General features: G+C 59.9%; 19 protein-coding genes. 8 read left to right on the forward strand and 11 right to left on the reverse strand.

Annotation, left to right across the window (positions count from 1 at the left end):
• Positions 1 to 318 (reverse strand): hypothetical protein (locus D3872_RS18225; RefSeq protein WP_147373915.1); only part of this gene is annotated, 318 nt, incomplete at its 3' end.
• Positions 315 to 836 carry a DUF1697 domain-containing protein gene (locus D3872_RS18230; protein ID WP_119812158.1) on the reverse strand — a complete coding sequence of 174 codons (522 nt, stop codon included), beginning with the start codon at positions 834 to 836 and terminating at the stop codon, positions 315 to 317. The genes D3872_RS18230 and D3872_RS18225, both read right to left, overlap by 4 nt.
• Before the next feature lie 219 nt (positions 837 to 1,055).
• Here D3872_RS18230 and D3872_RS18235 point away from each other — a divergent pair, with 219 nt between their 5' ends.
• The 5 genes from D3872_RS18235 to D3872_RS18255 are packed head-to-tail and all read left to right on the forward strand — an operon-like array spanning position 1,056 to position 4,195.
• Complete coding sequence (locus D3872_RS18235) at positions 1,056 to 1,325, forward strand: hypothetical protein (RefSeq protein WP_119812142.1); 270 nt, start codon at positions 1,056 to 1,058, stop codon at positions 1,323 to 1,325.
• Complete coding sequence (locus D3872_RS18240; RefSeq protein ID WP_119812143.1) at positions 1,322 to 1,690, forward strand: helix-turn-helix domain-containing protein; 369 nt, start codon at positions 1,322 to 1,324, stop codon at positions 1,688 to 1,690. The genes D3872_RS18235 and D3872_RS18240 overlap by 4 nt, the downstream gene beginning before the upstream one ends.
• The gene (locus D3872_RS18245; RefSeq protein ID WP_119812144.1) at positions 1,690 to 2,730 is read left to right on the forward strand and encodes an ImmA/IrrE family metallo-endopeptidase; all 1,041 of its coding nucleotides are present in this window, start codon (positions 1,690 to 1,692) and stop codon (positions 2,728 to 2,730) included. Before D3872_RS18240 ends, D3872_RS18245 begins: the two co-directional genes overlap by 1 nt.
• Complete coding sequence (locus D3872_RS18250; RefSeq protein WP_119812145.1) at positions 2,727 to 3,362, forward strand: C1 family peptidase; 636 nt, start codon at positions 2,727 to 2,729, stop codon at positions 3,360 to 3,362. The genes D3872_RS18245 and D3872_RS18250 overlap by 4 nt, the downstream gene beginning before the upstream one ends.
• 2 nt (positions 3,363 to 3,364) lie before the next feature.
• Positions 3,365 to 4,195 carry a hypothetical protein gene (locus tag D3872_RS18255; protein ID WP_119812146.1) on the forward strand — a complete coding sequence of 277 codons (831 nt, stop codon included), beginning with the start codon at positions 3,365 to 3,367 and terminating at the stop codon, positions 4,193 to 4,195.
• Here the strand turns inward: D3872_RS18255 and D3872_RS18260 are convergent.
• From D3872_RS18260 to D3872_RS18270, 3 genes are read right to left on the reverse strand one after another with little or no spacing between them, the layout of a single operon-like run.
• Positions 4,192 to 4,860, reverse strand: a complete 669-nt coding sequence (locus D3872_RS18260; protein ID WP_119812147.1) for a uracil-DNA glycosylase — start codon at positions 4,858 to 4,860, stop codon at positions 4,192 to 4,194. The genes D3872_RS18255 and D3872_RS18260 overlap by 4 nt on opposite strands.
• Positions 4,857 to 6,068 (reverse strand): nucleoside triphosphate pyrophosphohydrolase family protein, encoded by a 1,212-nt coding sequence (locus D3872_RS18265; protein WP_119812148.1) that lies wholly within the window; start codon positions 6,066 to 6,068, stop codon positions 4,857 to 4,859. The genes D3872_RS18260 and D3872_RS18265 overlap by 4 nt, the downstream gene beginning before the upstream one ends.
• Positions 6,069 to 6,083: 15 nt before the next feature.
• Positions 6,084 to 6,386, reverse strand: coding sequence for a DUF4031 domain-containing protein (locus D3872_RS18270; RefSeq protein WP_119812149.1), 303 nt, complete (start codon positions 6,384 to 6,386; stop codon positions 6,084 to 6,086).
• A 45-nt stretch (positions 6,387 to 6,431) separates the two neighbouring features.
• On the opposite strand from D3872_RS18270, the gene D3872_RS18275 reads away from it, so the two are divergent.
• Both D3872_RS18275 and D3872_RS18280 read left to right on the forward strand, forming a co-directional pair.
• A complete protein-coding gene (locus D3872_RS18275; protein ID WP_119812150.1) occupies positions 6,432 to 6,752 on the forward strand; it encodes a helix-turn-helix domain-containing protein in 321 nt (106 codons plus the stop codon).
• An 88-nt stretch (positions 6,753 to 6,840) separates the two neighbouring features.
• Positions 6,841 to 7,824 (forward strand): IS5 family transposase, encoded by a 984-nt coding sequence (locus tag D3872_RS18280; RefSeq protein ID WP_119812151.1) that lies wholly within the window; start codon positions 6,841 to 6,843, stop codon positions 7,822 to 7,824.
• Between the two features lie 332 nt (positions 7,825 to 8,156).
• Here D3872_RS18280 and D3872_RS18285 read toward each other — a convergent pair whose 3' ends face one another.
• From D3872_RS18285 to D3872_RS25300, 5 genes are all read right to left on the reverse strand, one after another.
• Entirely contained in the window at positions 8,157 to 9,557 is a 1,401-nt protein-coding gene (locus D3872_RS18285; protein WP_119812152.1) for an efflux transporter outer membrane subunit, read from the reverse strand.
• On the reverse strand, positions 9,557 to 12,733 hold the full coding sequence (locus tag D3872_RS18290; RefSeq protein WP_119812153.1) for an efflux RND transporter permease subunit: 3,177 nt from the start codon (positions 12,731 to 12,733) through the stop codon (positions 9,557 to 9,559). The genes D3872_RS18285 and D3872_RS18290 overlap by 1 nt, the downstream gene beginning before the upstream one ends.
• A 3-nt stretch (positions 12,734 to 12,736) precedes the next feature.
• The gene (locus D3872_RS18295; RefSeq protein ID WP_119812154.1) at positions 12,737 to 13,942 is read right to left on the reverse strand and encodes an efflux RND transporter periplasmic adaptor subunit; all 1,206 of its coding nucleotides are present in this window, start codon (positions 13,940 to 13,942) and stop codon (positions 12,737 to 12,739) included.
• Positions 13,943 to 14,069: 127 nt separating this feature from the next.
• The gene (locus tag D3872_RS18300; RefSeq protein WP_119812155.1) at positions 14,070 to 14,915 is read right to left on the reverse strand and encodes an alpha/beta hydrolase; all 846 of its coding nucleotides are present in this window, start codon (positions 14,913 to 14,915) and stop codon (positions 14,070 to 14,072) included.
• Complete coding sequence (locus D3872_RS25300) at positions 14,912 to 15,151, reverse strand: hypothetical protein (protein WP_147373916.1); 240 nt, start codon at positions 15,149 to 15,151, stop codon at positions 14,912 to 14,914. The genes D3872_RS18300 and D3872_RS25300 overlap by 4 nt, the downstream gene beginning before the upstream one ends.
• Before the next feature lie 77 nt (positions 15,152 to 15,228).
• Between D3872_RS25300 and D3872_RS18310 the strand changes: the two genes are divergently transcribed.
• Positions 15,229 to 16,146 (forward strand): LysR family transcriptional regulator, encoded by a 918-nt coding sequence (locus D3872_RS18310; protein ID WP_119812157.1) that lies wholly within the window; start codon positions 15,229 to 15,231, stop codon positions 16,144 to 16,146.
• On the opposite strand, the gene D3872_RS18315 is transcribed toward D3872_RS18310, so the two are convergent.
• The coding region (locus D3872_RS18315; RefSeq protein WP_119812159.1) for a translation initiation factor Sui1 at positions 16,143 to 16,473 on the reverse strand (331 nt) is incomplete at its 5' end. The two genes, D3872_RS18310 and D3872_RS18315, sit on opposite strands and share 4 nt — an antisense overlap.

Here is a 16,473-nt window from a genome sequence, read left to right on the forward strand (position 1 = left end):
CACGGTGGCGAAGCGGTCGTAGCGCCGCACTTCGCGTGTAACTTCGCACTCGTAAAATGCATTCTCGCGAGGCGTTGCGACCGATTCCATGAACTCGCTGGCCTTCTGCGCCGAAAACACCGGTGCACCTTCCTTGTAGCGCCCACCATAGACCATGGCATCGGCATGGAACAGGCCTCGCACGGCCGCGCCGTCGCCGCCCTGCCCAGGGCCGTGGCTCAACGAGCGCCAGAGATCGGAAGCGGCAGCTTCGGGAGACGGTGCGGAGGCGAACGCCACCATCGGCGCCAACGCAAACAACAGGATCGCGATCTTCATGCCGGTTTCGCCTCCACGGCCATTTCCGCCAGCTTGGCCACAGTGTTCATATTCCGCGCCGTCCCCGTTTTCGCAGCGGGAATCGTAAGCTTCGATGTGCCGGAGCCGCTGAGGTAGGAGGCGTAGATCTCGCGCTTGCCCAGTTCCACTTCTTCATCGACGCGGCCGCGGATGTTGTCGATGGTGTCGGAAGGCGGCTTCGCATCGAGGAAGATGGCGAAGGTGAGGTTCGGCGCGGCGGACTTGAAAGGGTTTGCCTTCAGCACCGCGGCCATTTCCGGACCGGTGCGGACCATCACGCCGACAGGCTTCCCGGCATATTTTTCCAGGCTGGCCGACAGGACCTCGACTACCTCTTGTTCGGACAGGTCACTGTCGAAGACGACGTTGCCGCTGGCGATGTAGGTCCTGGCGTTTTCGAAGCCCAGTGACTCGCACATGGACTTGAGTTCGGACATGGGCAGCTTGCCGGTGCCGCCGACATTCACTGCGCGAAGGAGAGCGATATAGGTTGTCATCTCCATATTATTGCCGCAAATAGTGTTGGAAGCTATGCCCCAGCAGACATTGTTGGCGAACCATGTATTCGGTGCGACTCTCATTGACGGGCGGGTACGTTGCCCAAGACCATGGGTCAAGCCGATAGGTGAGTTCCGTAACGCGTCGCTTGACCTGGATATATATACAGTGTACGATTTTTGTACAGTGGGGTTTGAAAACTATACAAGGAGAACGGCGTGAAGGAATTGGAATCCAAAATCAAGGAAGCCCTTGACGATTTTTGGGAAGACAGGGCCATTCCGACGTCCGACGGTGGAAGCATTGTCGATGTTTTAGTTGCGCCAGTAGAGTCCATGACAGCTGTAGAGGTCCTCATTGAGCTCGACAAGATCACCGGCGTCAAGATCCCCAACACGGTCATCCAAGCTGGAGGGTATATGACGAAGGAAGAGTTCATTGAAAAGCTTACCGCTGCCGTTGTAAAGCACCTTAAGAGAAAGTCATGAGCCGCGAACAATTTAACGAGGACGCCCAGCAACGGGTTGAGCTGGGTTTGCGTATACGACGAGCTCGAGAGTACGTCGGCATGTCGCAGGATGAAGTCGCCTCTGCACTCGGCCTATCGCGCCCAGCGGTAACACATATCGAATCAGGTATGCGTAAGGTTGAAGCCTTGGAACTAAGCAAGCTCGCTAGCTTGCTCGGGGTTACTACCGAGGTACTCCTCTCCGGCAACGAAGCCGTCGAGAATGAGCGGGTTGCATTCCTGGCTCGTGCAACACAGGGACTTTCGGAATCGGACCTTGACCAGCTATACCGTTTCACTGAGTACTTGCGTAATTCGTCTAAACCGAGCCGCCGAGGTAAGTAATGCCAATTCGCGATGACCTGCTCAACGCTGCACGCAGAGCTAATGAAGTGCTGGAAGAGTTTGAAGTTCGTAAGCGCATCGAACAGGGTTACACGCGCATCGATCCCGTTCGCATTGCCGAAAATGCGGGAGTTCCCGTCATGTTCCAGCCCCTACAAAGGCTTTTGGGTGCATATATTAACGAGGGGCGCCCAGGCATCATGGTCAATGTCGACCGGGGACCCGGCCTAATCCACATGACATGCGCACATGAGCTTGGGCACTTTTTCCTTGGACATAAGCCGCACATTGATTTCTCCGTCGAATATGGGGATGACGCTGACAGCGTCGAAAGGCAGGCAGACCAATTCGCCTTCTCTTTGTTAGTGCCACGCTGGCTGCTTAAGAGGATCCTGAGTCGGCAGGGCTGGTTGACTTCGTTGTCCGATCCAGTCGTTGTCTACCAGCTTTCCCTTCGCTTAGGAACAAGCTTTACCTCGACCATATGGACTCTATATCGTATGAAAATAATCGGGTGGGCGGTTGCGCAGGAACTGGTGCGCATCTCGCCGAAGAAGGTAAAAGCGCACCTTACGGGCGGCGAAGTACCGGATGACGCGGGGGATGTGTGGCTGGTCAATCAGTGCGACCGCGAGTTAATCTTAGAACCTCACAGGTCAGATCATTTTGTCTTCGACTTACCGAGCAACGCTGGGTCCGGATATGTATGGTCCTTGGATGATGTGACCGAAAAGGGTTACGTCGTCGAGCCGCTGCAGAACGACATTCGCAGCGAGTCGGTAGAAACGCACTTCGGACCGAATCCGATATTCGGGGCGAAGCGTACCAACCGCTTCGTTGTCTCGCCGGGACAGGAAGTACACGAAAATGACGCCGAGCGCGAATCCTTCGTGATGCATCAACGTCGACCTTGGGAAAAGAGCGCTCCTGGAGGAGGGGAAAACGAGTGTATGTTCAATGCCGAGTTTGAGCAATTTGGCGTCGGTCTAGATCGAAAGGAACGCAGTCGACGTGTAGCGGAAGTGAAGGCGACCGCATGATAGAGACGCTTGTCGACTTTTCAACGACGCTTGGCGCGATACGTAACCAGCATACGCGTGGCATGTGTCTGGCATTTGCCTCGTCCGACTTCAACCAACGTGAGAACGGCTTGACCGATCACCTAAGCGTCGAGTATCTGGCACATCATGCCGCGGCTGCGACACCGAATTGGGCAACTGGGCAGGGGCTAGATATTCCAGCAGTAGCTATCGCACTCGCAGCTCCCGGACAACCGTTTGAAAGCGCCTACCCATATCAGGCAACGCAGCATGACCAGCCGATGAAACCCCCACCCTCGATTGATGGGAAGTTGCATGCGTGTGTTATCAAGCAATCCGGCGCGGTTACCCACATCGTAGTTCAGACATTGCTGGCAACGAAACCGGTGTGTCTGGGAATGGCGCTGACCGACGGGTGGTTTTCGGTTCAGCACGGCATAATCGAATACTCGACTTCGTACACTAACGACTTGCACGCGGTTTTGGGTGTTGGGCTCGGTCTCAATCCCGCGACGAATGAGCGCTTCGTGCTCATCCGTAACAGTTGGGGCGAAAGCTGGGGTAACAACGGGCACGCTTGGCTTCCAGAGCGTTTTTTGACAACTCATCTTGTCGCATCTTTTATCTGTTAATCATGGCCAAACTCTTCGACGGTAGCACTGGTACTCGCGTAGTTCCGATATGGCATGCGGCGGCAACACACTTGCTTCACTCTCCCGAGCGCAGCGACATGAATTTAGTTCTTGAGATTTCTGATCCGATTTCCGTGACAGCAGAAGATCAAATTTTTCTTAAAGAAATTGACGCGGCGCTCAGGGCGTCGACGGAATGCGATCTGACATTAGACACCGTAGCGTCAACGATTTTTCCTCACCGGATGTATATCCGACACGGGCGTCCAGCAATGTACAAGAAATATTTGACTTCGTTGGACAGAGGGAAAAAGTCGGGCACCTGGGGTACATATGCTGAGCGCATGATATCGCGTCCAGCAAAGGATGGCATCTCGACTATCAATCCACTGAATCTCCTGGTGGAGAAGTTGCGCGCCAACGGCAAGTCGCGCCAGTGCTTCAAGTCAGCTTATGAGCTTAATCTCAGTGATCCAGAGGCGGATCTCATTCCAATCTTGGACGGATTTGGCGACGGCGGGGATATTCCTACGTATAACGCAGCATTTGATGCTAGAGCAAGTCGTAATCGACCCTGTCTGAGTCACGTGAGCTTTAAACTCGTGGATACGACAAAGGTGAACCTGACAGCTATCTATCGATCACACCACTATTGCGCGCGTGCATTGGGCAATTTGGTGGGGCTGGCGCGTCTGTTGGACTTTGTGGCCACCGAAGCTGAACTCGAGGTTGGGCGGCTAACCTGCATCTCAACGTTGGCGACGCTAGATGCAAGTACATGGGGGGGCCTCGCAGCGACGAGGAAATTACTCGCTTCGTACAAGTCAAATTAGAAGAGTGTTGGCTGAGTTAGCTTCGCCCTTTGGAGAACCGGCCCATAGAGTCTCTCAATGCCAGATCTAAAGTCGCTCACGCCACCGTAGCTGGGGTGCCGAATACACTCGACTTCCACGCCGAACGAACCAGCATACTTCGCAGCGTCCTGTCCGATGCAAACGATTCTGCGAATCTTGAGCCAGCTAACCAGTTCGCGATTCAGCCCATCGACCGCCTGCAGTTCATATGCAGCATACCGGCGGTTGGTCATCTCGTCTTCCCGTTCGTGCGGGTGGAAAGGAAATACATTCCAAAGTAGCGGGGGGTGAGGAAGTGCAGAGATGGCAGCCCAGATTTCTGTGGCCGTGCGTTCTGCGACTAAAGGCCCGCGGGTTGCGCGCTTTGGAGTGCTGCCAGGATATCTGGCAGCGAATTCCGCCAGATGCGACTCATCAGTCAGAGCCAAGCCAGTGCGCCGGCCGCCTCGATACCCAAGGTCGCGTCCCATCCATATGGTTTCGACGCCGATATCCCGGACTGTGTTTAGATACGATGTCAAATTTATTTTTCGGACCGACGCTGCGTTGTCCAAGTCACAAGCACCGCATTGGTCAGCATACGGATTAAAGACGTTCGGCAGGCGGATGTCGGCTAGCGCGGCGACGAATTCCTTTGCGTTCATTTTCCAAACTTTCCGAGATACGTAATTGAATGATCATGCATGTTTATTTTGACGATGCCCCCGTGGTTGTCTCTCAGCTGTCTGAACACCGAGAAGCCGTCGAGGATAGCGCGCTCCCACTGCCATAAGGGGCATTTGTCTACTTCGTAGCCCGTAACCATGCTTTCGACCTGCTTAAGCAACGCGTACTCAAGCTTTCCCACTTGAACATCTTCGAAAAAACCTCCTGTATCACGTGCGTGATTAAAGATCCAGGTCGCAATTCCCTCTTCAATAATCATTGCTCGGGCCCCATCTTCGTTCTCGTCGATCTCTGAGCGGCTCTTTCGCTTGAGCTTAAGTAGTCCTCGGATAACTGGTGACCAGCCCAGATGCGCCACATAGGCGAAATGAAATACATCGTGAAAGCGGTAGTGATCCCCGTCGAGTCGGTTGTCGGTCAGCGGATCTCCGATGTTTACGCCGCGCCACCGTTGAATCACCATGTCCTTTGTTTTGACTTGGCGCTCGATAAACTCGATCTCAAATTCGCGCGGCAACTGCTCATATTCTGGGAAGTCGCTGTCGAAGAACGGTCGGTACATTGCCGACTCGGGCTTCCACCGCGACTCGATCTTCTTGAGATTGCTAGCCGCCACACCGGTCAGGCGCAAGTCGAAAGTTGCCGCAACTAGCGCTAATAGCTCAAGTAGTCGACCGTATAGTTCAACGTTGCTTGGACAGACGAGTTCGCCGGCTGTGGAATGAAAATTCGCAAATAGTCCACCCGTTCTCCCTGCTAGCTCGTAGAGCAGAGTTCCGAAATCGTTGGGCATTCGGTCTTTCTGAAATGCGATCAAGCCGTCGATCTGGCTGAAACTTATTCCATTTGCTGAGCGCTCAGCACTCGCCAAACCCAAACGCCTTTGTAAATGCGTAACGGCCTCTTCTCCCACGCTGTCAAAATCAAGGCCGCTGCGCCGAACCAGGGCGGCAAGGTACCATAGAGCATCGCCAATCTCTTCCTCGGCACTCTCCTGCCGTGAGGATGAAAGAGGCTTCTCTCGATGAAATTTTTTCACTGCCGATAGCAGGCCGCCAACTTCTCCGAAGAACCCATAACGGAGTTGGCTAATTGCTTCCTGATCGCCCTCAAACTGGTCTGTATACGCTGAGCGTGCTTGATAGTCGACTAGCAAGAGGTCGGGGAACTGCGGAGTGATAGGCATATGTCCTTCGGAATATTAGAAAACTAAGGTCAGTTGCGCTGCCGGCACCTCTTGCTGGACAGCGATCTGCCGTTTAAGTTCACGTGCGCATGAAAGCAGTGTCGGCCTGTCGGCTAGGATTGCGCCAAGCTGCAACGCCCTCCCTCGAACGGATAGTGTGATGTCGTAGTGGGGGTAATTTGACTGACTCTGAAACCAAACGCGTTTCAGTCCGATGCGAGCAGCGAATATGTGAAGTTCTTCGGGTGTGTCAGCGACCATGTGGCACCACACCTTGCCGCGCCACTCGATGCATTCATCATCCACGTACACGGCCATTAACCACTCCAAATTTGCAAATATTTGTATATAATATGCAAAATCATGAGAAAGTTCAAGTCTATCGATCCATCAAGTGCCGCGACATTCGGTAGTGAGCTCAGGCGCGCTCGCGAGGAGCGACGGGAAACGCTGGTCAATATCTCTAAAAGAACGGGAATACACTTCGGCCAACTGTCCAGATTCGAAGCTGGCGATTTCAAAGTCGTATCTGCAAATTTGCAAAAATATGCAAATTTCTTGCGAATCCCTTCGCCGGAAGCAGATGACAACGTAATCGCACAGTTCCAGCGCTATGCGGCGCGGTCGCCACAGCACCACGCCGCTTGCAAACTTATTGTTGAAGCATTGGAGAAATTGGGCTAGGGAAACGCTGATTTATTCCCCGGGGCCGGTTCCGACGGCGCGCAAGACCTGAGACAATGATGCCACGTTCACCATTGACCAGTCGACCATGCAGAAGAGTTTTTCCGACCTCGAATACGCAGCCAAGAAAAAGCTGACGCGGCGTGATCGCTTCCTGGCTGAGATCGACAAGGTGACGCCTTGGTCGCAATTGCATCAACTGATCGAGCCCTTCTATCCAAAGGTTGTAGGTGCTGGACGCCCGCCGGTTGGACTGGCGCGCATGCTGCGCATGTACGTGGCCCAGCAGTGCTTTGGATTGTCCGACGAGGGCATTGAGGACGCGATCTACGATAGCCAGGCGATCCGTGGTTTCGTCGGCATTGACCTCAATCGCGAATCCGCTCCGGACGCAACGACCTTGCTGAAATTCCGCCGACTACTTGAGAAAAATGAACTGACGCGCAAGATCTTTGACACGATCAACGGCCACTTGGCGGAGAAGGGTTTGATCATGCGCGAGGGTACGATTGTCGATGCAACGCTGATCGCAGCGTCCCCATCGACCAAGAACAAAGACAAGAAGCGCGATGCGGAAATGCACCAGTCGAAGAAGGGGAATGATTGGCACTTCGGCCTCAAGGCCCATATCGGCGTTGATGCTACGTCGGGGTTGACGCACACCGTCGTCGTCACCGCCGGCAACGTCAGCGACGTAACGCAAGCGCACGCGCTGCTGCATGGCGACGAAGTGGCCGCACTCGGCGACGCAGGCTACCAGGGCGTGGAAAAGCGCGAAGAGAACCAAGGCAAGGCGGTCACCTGGCATGTCGCGATGAAGCGCTCCAAACGCAAGGCGCTGCCCAACAACAAGCTTGGACGCAGGATGGAAAAACTCGAACATCTCAAGGCCAGCGTGCGGGCAAAGGTGGAGCATCCGTTCCATGTCGTGAAGAACCTGTTCCGTCATCGCAAGGTTCGCTACCGTGGCTTGGCGAAGAACACCGCACAACTGTTCACGTTGTTCGGCTTTGCCAATCTGCTCCTGGTGGGTAGGCGGTTCACGATATCTGAATCCCGAGTTGCGTCTTGAGCGCGCAAAAGCGCGAAATGCAGGGCCGATTTACCGAATAGAAGCGATTTCTGGTAGTGCCGATTCCGCAATCGCGCAGTTGGATGAATCCGTCTGTTCGAAAAACGGACGCGGCGCCAGAAACGTCAATTGATCAGCGCTTCCCTAGGGCAGAGCGACGCAGATACATCTTTGCGAATCTGAGTTTGAGAGGGACAAGCTTGCAGCTGTTGCCAAATCCGTGTAGGAAGGAGCAGTAATTCTCAGTGTCTCGCGCGGAAGATGGAGCGAACTGCAATCGGGTGGATTGCGGCACGGTCCATCTATTGCACATTGTGGCGACAGTTAAACCATCATTCCCAGCCCCCACCAAGTGACCGGATCAAGGCCACCGTCGTCACCGCGCGGTCGCCGCGCAACTGCACCGCGCTGCGTTCCACTGCCGCCAGGTTGCGCTGCGCATCGAGCAAATCCAAATAGCTGGATCGCCCCGCGTCATACAGCTTGCGCGCGAGATCGGCCGACCGGCGCGCCGACACCACGGCCGCATCCACCTGCTCCGCCTGCCCTGCCAGGATGCGCAGGCCGGCCAGGTTGTCCTCGACATCAGCGAACGCCACCAGCACACTCTGGCGGTAGGCGGCGACCGATTCCTCCAGCACCGCTTCGCTGCGCGCGACGTTGGCCTTGTTGCGGCCACCATCGAGCAAGGGCACCGACATCAGCGCGCCCAGCACCCATGAACGGCTGCTCCACTTGAACAGGTCGGACAGCCCGGCCGACGCTCCGCCAGCATCGCCGGTGAGCGCCAGCGCCGGAAACATGGCCGCCTTCGCGGCGCCGATGCGCGCATTCGATGCGATCATCGCGCGCTGCGCGGCAGTGATGTCAGGGCGGCGTTCCAGCAGCTTCGATGGCAGGCCGGCCGGAATCGACGGCAACGGTACCGCATCGGCCAGCGGGTTCGCATCGGCCGTGAAGTTCGCCGCCGGTTTGCCCAGCAGGACAGCCAGCGCATGCTCCTGTTGCGCGCGCCTGCGTTGCACGCCGATCGCTTCCGCCTTGGCGGTCGCCAGCTCGGTCTTCGCGCGGGCCAGGTCGAATTCACCGATGTCGCCGTTGTCGTAGCGGCTCTGGTTGACCTTCACGCTTTGCGCGCGCAGGTCGACGGTGCGGTTCAGCGTGTCCAGCTCCGCATCGGTCTCCCGCAGCAGGAAGTAGGTCTGCGCCACATCGGCCTGTAGGGCCAGCAACACGGACTTGTACGTCGCTTCCGACGCCTGCACATCGGCTTGCGCGGCGCTGCTGGCGGCGCCCAGCCGGCCGAACAGGTCGACCTCATAACTTGCGCTCAGCCCGGCCTGGTAGGAGGTTCCATTCCCGCGCGACCTCTGTGCGCCCGCGCCGGCGCCAAGCTGCACGCTGCGGTCGGCGTCGGTGATGCCCGCGATGGCCCTCGCCTGCTTGACCCGTGCCGCGGCCACCGCGAGGCTGGCGTTGGCGCGGGTGGCGTCGAAGATAAGGGCGTTCAGGGCGCTGTCGTTGAACGCCAGCCACCACTGGCCGCGCGCCTGCGCTTCCGCAGGCTGCGCGGGCTTCCAGCTGCTGCCGTCGGCAGCCACCAGCGGCTGCGACGGTTCCTTGAACGCGGCCGGCATCTCGATTTCCGGCTGCTTCAGTTCCGGCACCGTGGAGCAGGCTGCTAGCAGCAGCGCCGCGAGCAGTGGCGCGATGCGTGTCGTGAGTGTGTTCATCACAGTGTTCCTTCCAGTTTCGCGGCGGAGGCCGCGGGGGTTTTCTTTGCAAAGCCGTTGGCGAAGGTGCGCAGCAGGACGTAGAACACCGGCGTCAGGAACAGGCCGAAGAAGGTTACGCCCAGCATGCCGCCGAAGACCGCCACGCCCATCGCATGGCGCATCTCGGAACCCGCGCCGCTCGAGAACACCAGCGGCACCACGCCCATGATGAAAGCGATGGACGTCATCAGGATCGGGCGCAGGCGCAGGCGGCAAGCTTCCAGCGCGGCCTGGACGGCGGTGCGGCCATGGTCTTCCAGCTCGCGTGCGAATTCGACGATCAGGATCGCGTTCTTCGACGCCAGCCCCACGAGTACGAACAGTGCGATCTGCGTGAAGATGTTGTTGTCGCCGCCGGTCAGCTTGACACCGATGAGCGCGCACAGGATCGACATCGGCACGATCAGGATCACGGCCAGCGGCAGCGTCCAGCTTTCGTACTGCGCCGCGAGCACCAGGAACACCAGCAGCACGCATAGCGGGAACACCAGGACCATCGTGTTACCGGACAAAATCTCCTGGTAGGTCAATTCGGTCCATTCGAAGCTCACGCCTTTCGGCAGCGCTTCGGCGGCGATTTTTTCCAGCGCGGCCTGGGCCTGGCCCGACGACACTCCCGGGGCCGGGCCGCCGTTGATGTCGGCCGAGACGTAGGCGTTGTAGCGCTGCACGCGGTCCGGGCCATAGCTGTCCTTCAGCGTCATCAAGGAAGACAGCGGAATCATCTCGCCTTTGTCGTTGCGTACCTTCAGCTGCGCGATCTGCTCGGCCTGCGAACGGAACTGCGCGTCGGCCTGCACCCGCACCTGGTAGGTGCGGCCGAACTGGTTGAAGTCGTTCACGTACATCGAGCCGAGATTGATCTGGAGCGTCTGGTAGATCGTCGCCAGCGGCACGCCAAGCTGCTTGGCCTTGACGCGGTCGACGTCCGCGAACAGCTGCGGCACGTTGATCTGGAAGCTGGAGAACACGCCGGCCAGCTGCTTGTCCTGCCATGCCTTGCCCTGCAGCGCCTGCACCGATTTGTACAACTCATCGTAGCCGACGTTGGCGCGGTCCTCGACCATCATCTTGAATCCGCCGATGGTGCCCAGGCCGTTGACCGGAGGTGGCGGGAACACCATGATGAAGGCGTCCTGGACTTCGCCCATGCGCTTGTTGATCTCCTGCGCGATCTCGGCGCCGGACAGGCCCTTGCCCTTGCGCTGGTCGAACGGCTTGAGCGTGGTGAACACGATGCCGGCGTTGGGCGCATTGGTGAAGCCGTTGATCGACAGGCCGGGGAAGGCCACCGACGATTCCACGCCCGGCACGTTCGATGCGATGTCCGACATGCGGCGGATGACCGCGTCGGTGCGCTCCAGCGAAGCCGCATCCGGCAATTGCGCGAAGCCGACCAGGTACTGCTTGTCCTGCGCCGGCACGAAACCGCTAGGCACCGCCTTGAACATGAACACCGCGGCGATCGTCAGCAGCACGTACACGGCGACCGAGATGCCCTTGCGCTTCAGGACAGTATTCACGCCGCCCTCGTAGCGGGTGGAGGCGCGGCCGAAGAAGCGGTTGAACCACGCGAAGAAGCGGCCGAACAGCTTGTCCATCAGGCGTGTCAGCGCATCCTTCGGTGCGTCGTGCGGCTTGAGCAGCGCGGCGGCCAGTGCCGGCGACAGGGTCAGCGAGCTGAATGCCGAGATGACGGTCGAAATGGCGATGGTCAGCGCGAACTGGCGGTAGAACTGGCCGGACAGGCCGGACACGAACGCAATCGGGACGAACACGGCGCACAGCACCAGCGCGATGGCGATGATCGGGCCGCTGACTTCCTTCATGGCCTGGACGGTCGCTTCGCGCGGCGTCAGTCCCGATTCGATATTGCGTTCGACGTTTTCCACGACCACGATGGCGTCATCGACGACGATGCCGATCGCCAGCACCAGTCCGAACAGCGTCAGCGTATTGATGGAGAAACCGAAGCCCTGCATAACGGCAAAGGTGCCGACAATCGACACCGGCACCGCTAGCAACGGAATGATCGATGCGCGCCAGGTCTGCAGGAACACGATCACCACCAGGACAACCAGCGCGACCGCTTCAAGCAGCGTGATGATGACCGCCTTGATCGAATCGCGCACGAATTCGGTCGGGTCGTAGACAACGCTGAAGTCGACATCTTCCGGGAAGTCCTTCTTCAGCTGTGCCATCGTGGCGCGCACGTCGGCCGAAAGTTGCAGCGCGTTCGCGCCGGGCGCCTCGAAAACGCCGATCGCGGCCGCCGATTTGTTGTTCAGCAGCGAACGCAGCGAGTAGGAATTGGAACCCAGTTCCAGCCGCGCCACGTCTTTCAGGTGGGTGATGGCGCCGTCGGCGCCGGTGCGGACAATGATGTTTCCGAATTCCTCGACGGAGGCGAGCCGTCCCTGCGTGTTCACGGTCAGCTGGAACTGCGCGTCCTTCGACGGCGACTCGCCGACCACGCCGGCCGCGACCTGCACGTTCTGCTCGCGCACCGCCGCCACGACGTCGGACGCGGTCATGCCGCGCGCCGCCACCTTTTGAGGGTCGAGCCAGATGCGCATGGCGTAGTCGCCGGCGCCGAACAGCTGCACCTCGCCCATGCCGTTGATGCGCGCCAGCTGGTCCTTCACGTTCAGCACCGCGTAGTTGCGCAGGTAGACGTCGTCGTACCGGCCCTTGGGCGACACCAGGTGCACCACCATGGTCAGGTTGGGCGAGCTTTTTACCGCAGTGACGCCGATCTGGCGCACCTCTTCCGGCAAGCGCGGCAAGGCGCGCTGGATGCGGTTCTGCACCTGCGACTCGGCCTGCTCGACGTCGGTGCCGACCTTGAAGGTCACGGTCAGCGCCAGCGCGCCGTCGGAGGTCGACTGCGAGGACATGTACAGCATGTCCTCGATGCCGTTGATCTGTTCCTCAAGCGGTGCGGCGACGGTTTCGGCGATGACCTTCGGGTTCGCGCCCGGGTACTGCGCGCGCACCACCACCGATGGCGGCACCACGTCGGGATACTCGGACACCGGCAGGTTGAAGATCGACAGCAGGCCGCCGACGAAAATGATGATCGACAGGACGGCCGCGAAAATCGGCCGGTCGATGAAGAAACGTGAGAAGTTCATGATTTATTCCTTTTCCCTGCCGGATGCGGCGGCCACTTTCATGTCGCCCTTCGGCTGGCCGCTGTCCATGGCGACCAGCTGCGCATTGACCGGCGCGCCGGGCTGCACGCGCTGAAGGCCGTTGACGACGATTTTCTCGCCTGCCTTGACGCCGTCGCGAACGACGCGCAGGCCGTCGATGACGGGGCCCAGCACCACCGGACGGTATTCGGCCTTGTTGCCATCGCCGATCACGTACACGAATTTGCGGTTCTGGTCGGTGCCGACGGCGCGCTCGCTGATCAGCACCGCAGTGGCCTTGCCGCCTTCGGTGCCGCCAAGCTGCACGCGCGCGAACAGGCCGGGTACCAGCGTGTTGTCGGCGTTGTCGAAGGTGGCGCGCATGCGCACGCTGCCGGTGGACGTGTCAAGCCGGTTGTCGACGAATTCCAGCTTGCCTTCGTGCGGGAAGCCGCTCTCGTTGGCCAGGCCGACCTTGACCGTGACCGGCGCGCCGCGCTGGGCGTCGCGGCCCACGCGCAGGTAGGTCGCCTCGTCGCCGTCGAAGGTGGCGTAGATCGGATTGTTCGACACCACCGAGGTCAGGATCACGGCGCCGTCCACCAGGTTGCCGGTGGTGACTTCCGCCTTCGATACCCGCCCGCCGATCGGCGAGGTAACGCGGGTGTAGGCCAGGTTCAGGCGCGCCGCCTGCAGCGAAGCCTGCGCGGCGCGCACGTTGGCGTCGAGCTCCTTCACCGACGACGCCTTTTCGTCGTACTCGCGCTGGGCGATCGCCTTGTCCGCCAGCAGGCGTTCCGAGCGGTCGAGCTCCAGCTTTGCCAGGCCGGCACGGGCTGCCGCCGAATTGGCGGCGGCTTCCGCGCGGCTGGCTTCGGCCTGGAACGGGCGCGAATCGATCTCGAACAGCACGTCGCCTTTTTTCACGACACTGCCCGGCTTGAAATTGACACTGGTGATGAAGCCGCCGACGCGGGCGCGGATGTCGACCCGTTCCACGGCTTCCAGGCGGCCCGAGAATTCCTGCGTCTCCGTGACCTGGCGCACGATGACGGTGGCTGCGGTGATCGGCGGCGCGGCGGGTGCGGCGGCGGCCGTGTTGGCGGTGGCGGTGTCGCATCCGGCCAGCCCGAGGGCTGCCAGCCCTGCCATCGCCATCGCGGCGGCAAGCGGCCGGGCCAGGGTGGAGAGTCGTTGGACGTTTTTCATGGTTGTTCCTTTTCTGAGAAAAAGCGACTCCCTACCGCGCCGAAAAACGGCCGGATACAAAGTCAAAGGCAAAGCGGTCCCCGGACGCCTTCAAAAAGGCGTCACAGGGGTGGAAAGCGGTGTGGCGTCAGGAGGCGGAAGGAGGTCCGGCCAGTGCGATGAGGAAGCGGGTAATTTCGGAAAGCGCGGCTACCTCGCAGGCGCACTCGTTACGTGCCGCGGCATCCTGCACGGAGTCGGCGGCCAGGCGTTTCATGGTGGTGGCGACGCCGGAGCTGGTGAGCTTGGCGCCGTATTGTTCGGCTTCATCGCGCAATGGATCGTCGTCGGCGGACAGGATCAGCGCGGGCGGCAGGTTTTTTAGCCGGCTCGACGCCAGCGGCGACGCATACGGGTGGGTACGGTCGGCGGCATTCGGCAGGTAGCCGCGGTAGCTGGCGGCGCAGCTTTGCGCTACTTCGAGCGTCTCGGCGCCCGGCGGGACGTCGCGCATCGAGCAGGTGGTCAGGCCAGGATCGAGCATCGGCATCACCAGCACCTGGCCCGCCAGCGGCGGCGCGCCGCGGTCGCGCGCCATCAGCGCGCAGACGGCGGCGAGGTTGGCGCCGGCCTCGATGCCCGCTACCACCATGCTTTTGCCGTTCCAGCCGATGCTGGCCTTGTTTTTCTTAGCCCACATCAGCACCGCATGCGCGTCTTCGACGGCTGCCGGGAACGGGCGTTCGCCCGCGAGCGTGTAGGTGGAGGCCAGCACCACGTAATCCGGGGCGCATTCGACCAGGTGGCGCAGGAACTCGTCGCCTTCTTCCAGGTCGCCGCCGACAAAACCGCCGCCGTGGAAGAACACCATCAGGCGGTCCTTCTTCTTGCGCGAGCTATCGGCCGAGTACAGGCGGGCGGCGAGCGGGCGCTCAGCGCCGCCGACTTCCAGCTCGCGGCAGATCACGGTCAGCGCTTCGAGCGGAGCGTTCATCGCGCGCTTCCCTTCGCCGGCTGCGGTTGTCCGGCGGCGAACAGGTTATGTGCGAGTGCATCAAAACCGACTGCCTCGGCACGCGTGGCTTGCGGGAAATGGCCGGTGAATGCGGTACCGGCGAGCATGAGCACGCCCAGCAGGACAGTAGCAACAGCAACGATTCGGTTTTGATAACGCATGACCATCTCCCTCGATTCCAGATACAGCAGCTTTTCTTCAAGCAGTACGTACACTGTATATTCGATCTACAATCCGATAAAGATGGCAAATCCGAATTGATTGTTCAGGAATTTGAACAATACGAGGCATTATGAATAAATTGCAGGCGATGGAAGTGTTTGTGCAGGTAGTCGACGCCGGAGGATTCACGCGCGCGGCGGAAAACCTGCAGCTGCCGAAGGCGACGGTGTCCACCCTCGTGCAGGGATTGGAACAGGCGCTGGCGGTCAAGTTGCTGCACCGCACAACACGGCAGGTGAACGTGACCAGCGACGGCGCCGCCTATTATGAACGTTGCGTGCGAATCCTGTCGGACGTGAAGGAGGCGGAGGAATCGCTGTCGCACAACCGCCTCAGCCCGAGCGGGCGCCTGCGCATCGACGTGTCGACCGGGCTCGCGAACGCCATGCTGATTCCGAAGCTGCCCGATTTTTTCGCACGCTACCCGGACATCCGCGTGGACATGGGCTGCGGCGACCGGCCGGTCGACCTGATCGAGGAAGGGGTGGACCTGGCGATCCGGGGTGGAGTATTGCCGGATTCGGGTCTGATCGCGCGGCGGCTTGGCATGATCGAGTTCGTCACATGCGCGAGTCCTGCCTATCTTGCGAAGCATGGGCGCCCGAGCCATCCGAACGACCTGCTTCGGCACCGCTGCGTGAACTACTTTTCATCGAAGACCGGCAAGGTGTACGACTGGGATTTCTCGCGCGATGGCGAAACGCTCAACATTGCGACGCCTGCCAGCCTGGCCGTGAACGATTCGACGGTCTACACCAGCGCAGGGCTGACGGGGCTGGGCATCGTGCAGATGGCGACCGTTGTTGCGGACCCGCTGATCGCGTCGGGCCAGATCGAGGTCATCCTGCCGGATTGGACGACAGAGCCGCTGCCGGTCCATGCGGTGTATCCGCAGAACCGGCACTTGTCGGCTAAGGTGCGGGTGTTCGTGGAGTGGGTGGCGGACTTGTTCGTGGCGTTGCCGGAGCCGGGGAAGCCGAAGGACTAGCCCCCGGCGCGCTTCGGCTTGAAGCCGCGTTTCACCAGTTCGGCCATGACCAGGTCGCAGTGGTCGCCCTGCACTTCGAGCACGCCGTCCTTGACGGTGCCGCCGGAGCCGCAGGCGGAGCGCAGTTGCTTGCCCAGTTGGGCCAGTTCGGCGGCGTCGAGGGCAAGGCCTTTGACCAAGGTGACCGCTTTGCCGCCCCGCCCTTTGGTCTGCAGCATGACCTTTACGTTGCCGTCGCCGATTGGCGCCGACTTTGACTTGCAGGTGCAGGCCGCGAGCGGGTTGCGGCATTCAGGGCACATGCGGCCAGTTTCGGTGGAATAAACC

The organism is Massilia cavernae, from assembly GCF_003590855.1.
Taxonomy (GTDB): domain Bacteria; phylum Pseudomonadota; class Gammaproteobacteria; order Burkholderiales; family Burkholderiaceae_D; genus Telluria_A; species Telluria_A cavernae.

What these genes read in the sequence shown, in the direction of transcription:
- D3872_RS18240 (WP_119812143.1), top strand. Translation starts at nt 1,322, where the DNA reads ATGAGCCGCGAACAATTTAACGAGGACGCCCAGCAACGGGTTGAGCTG.
- D3872_RS18285 (WP_119812152.1), bottom strand. Translation starts at nt 9,557, where the DNA reads ATGAACACACTCACGACACGCATCGCGCCACTGCTCGCGGCGCTGCTG.
- D3872_RS18245 (WP_119812144.1), top strand. Translation starts at nt 1,690, where the DNA reads ATGCCAATTCGCGATGACCTGCTCAACGCTGCACGCAGAGCTAATGAA.
- D3872_RS18290 (WP_119812153.1), bottom strand. Translation starts at nt 12,733, where the DNA reads ATGAACTTCTCACGTTTCTTCATCGACCGGCCGATTTTCGCGGCCGTC.
- D3872_RS18265 (WP_119812148.1), bottom strand. Translation starts at nt 6,068, where the DNA reads ATGCCTATCACTCCGCAGTTCCCCGACCTCTTGCTAGTCGACTATCAA.
- D3872_RS18295 (WP_119812154.1), bottom strand. Translation starts at nt 13,942, where the DNA reads ATGAAAAACGTCCAACGACTCTCCACCCTGGCCCGGCCGCTTGCCGCC.
- D3872_RS18300 (WP_119812155.1), bottom strand. Translation starts at nt 14,915, where the DNA reads ATGAACGCTCCGCTCGAAGCGCTGACCGTGATCTGCCGCGAGCTGGAA.
- D3872_RS18230 (WP_119812158.1), bottom strand. Translation starts at nt 836, where the DNA reads ATGACAACCTATATCGCTCTCCTTCGCGCAGTGAATGTCGGCGGCACC.
- D3872_RS18250 (WP_119812145.1), top strand. Translation starts at nt 2,727, where the DNA reads ATGATAGAGACGCTTGTCGACTTTTCAACGACGCTTGGCGCGATACGT.
- D3872_RS18275 (WP_119812150.1), top strand. Translation starts at nt 6,432, where the DNA reads ATGAGAAAGTTCAAGTCTATCGATCCATCAAGTGCCGCGACATTCGGT.
- D3872_RS18270 (WP_119812149.1), bottom strand. Translation starts at nt 6,386, where the DNA reads ATGGCCGTGTACGTGGATGATGAATGCATCGAGTGGCGCGGCAAGGTG.
- D3872_RS18280 (WP_119812151.1), top strand. Translation starts at nt 6,841, where the DNA reads ATGCAGAAGAGTTTTTCCGACCTCGAATACGCAGCCAAGAAAAAGCTG.
- D3872_RS18255 (WP_119812146.1), top strand. Translation starts at nt 3,365, where the DNA reads ATGGCCAAACTCTTCGACGGTAGCACTGGTACTCGCGTAGTTCCGATA.
- D3872_RS18260 (WP_119812147.1), bottom strand. Translation starts at nt 4,860, where the DNA reads ATGAACGCAAAGGAATTCGTCGCCGCGCTAGCCGACATCCGCCTGCCG.
- D3872_RS18310 (WP_119812157.1), top strand. Translation starts at nt 15,229, where the DNA reads ATGAATAAATTGCAGGCGATGGAAGTGTTTGTGCAGGTAGTCGACGCC.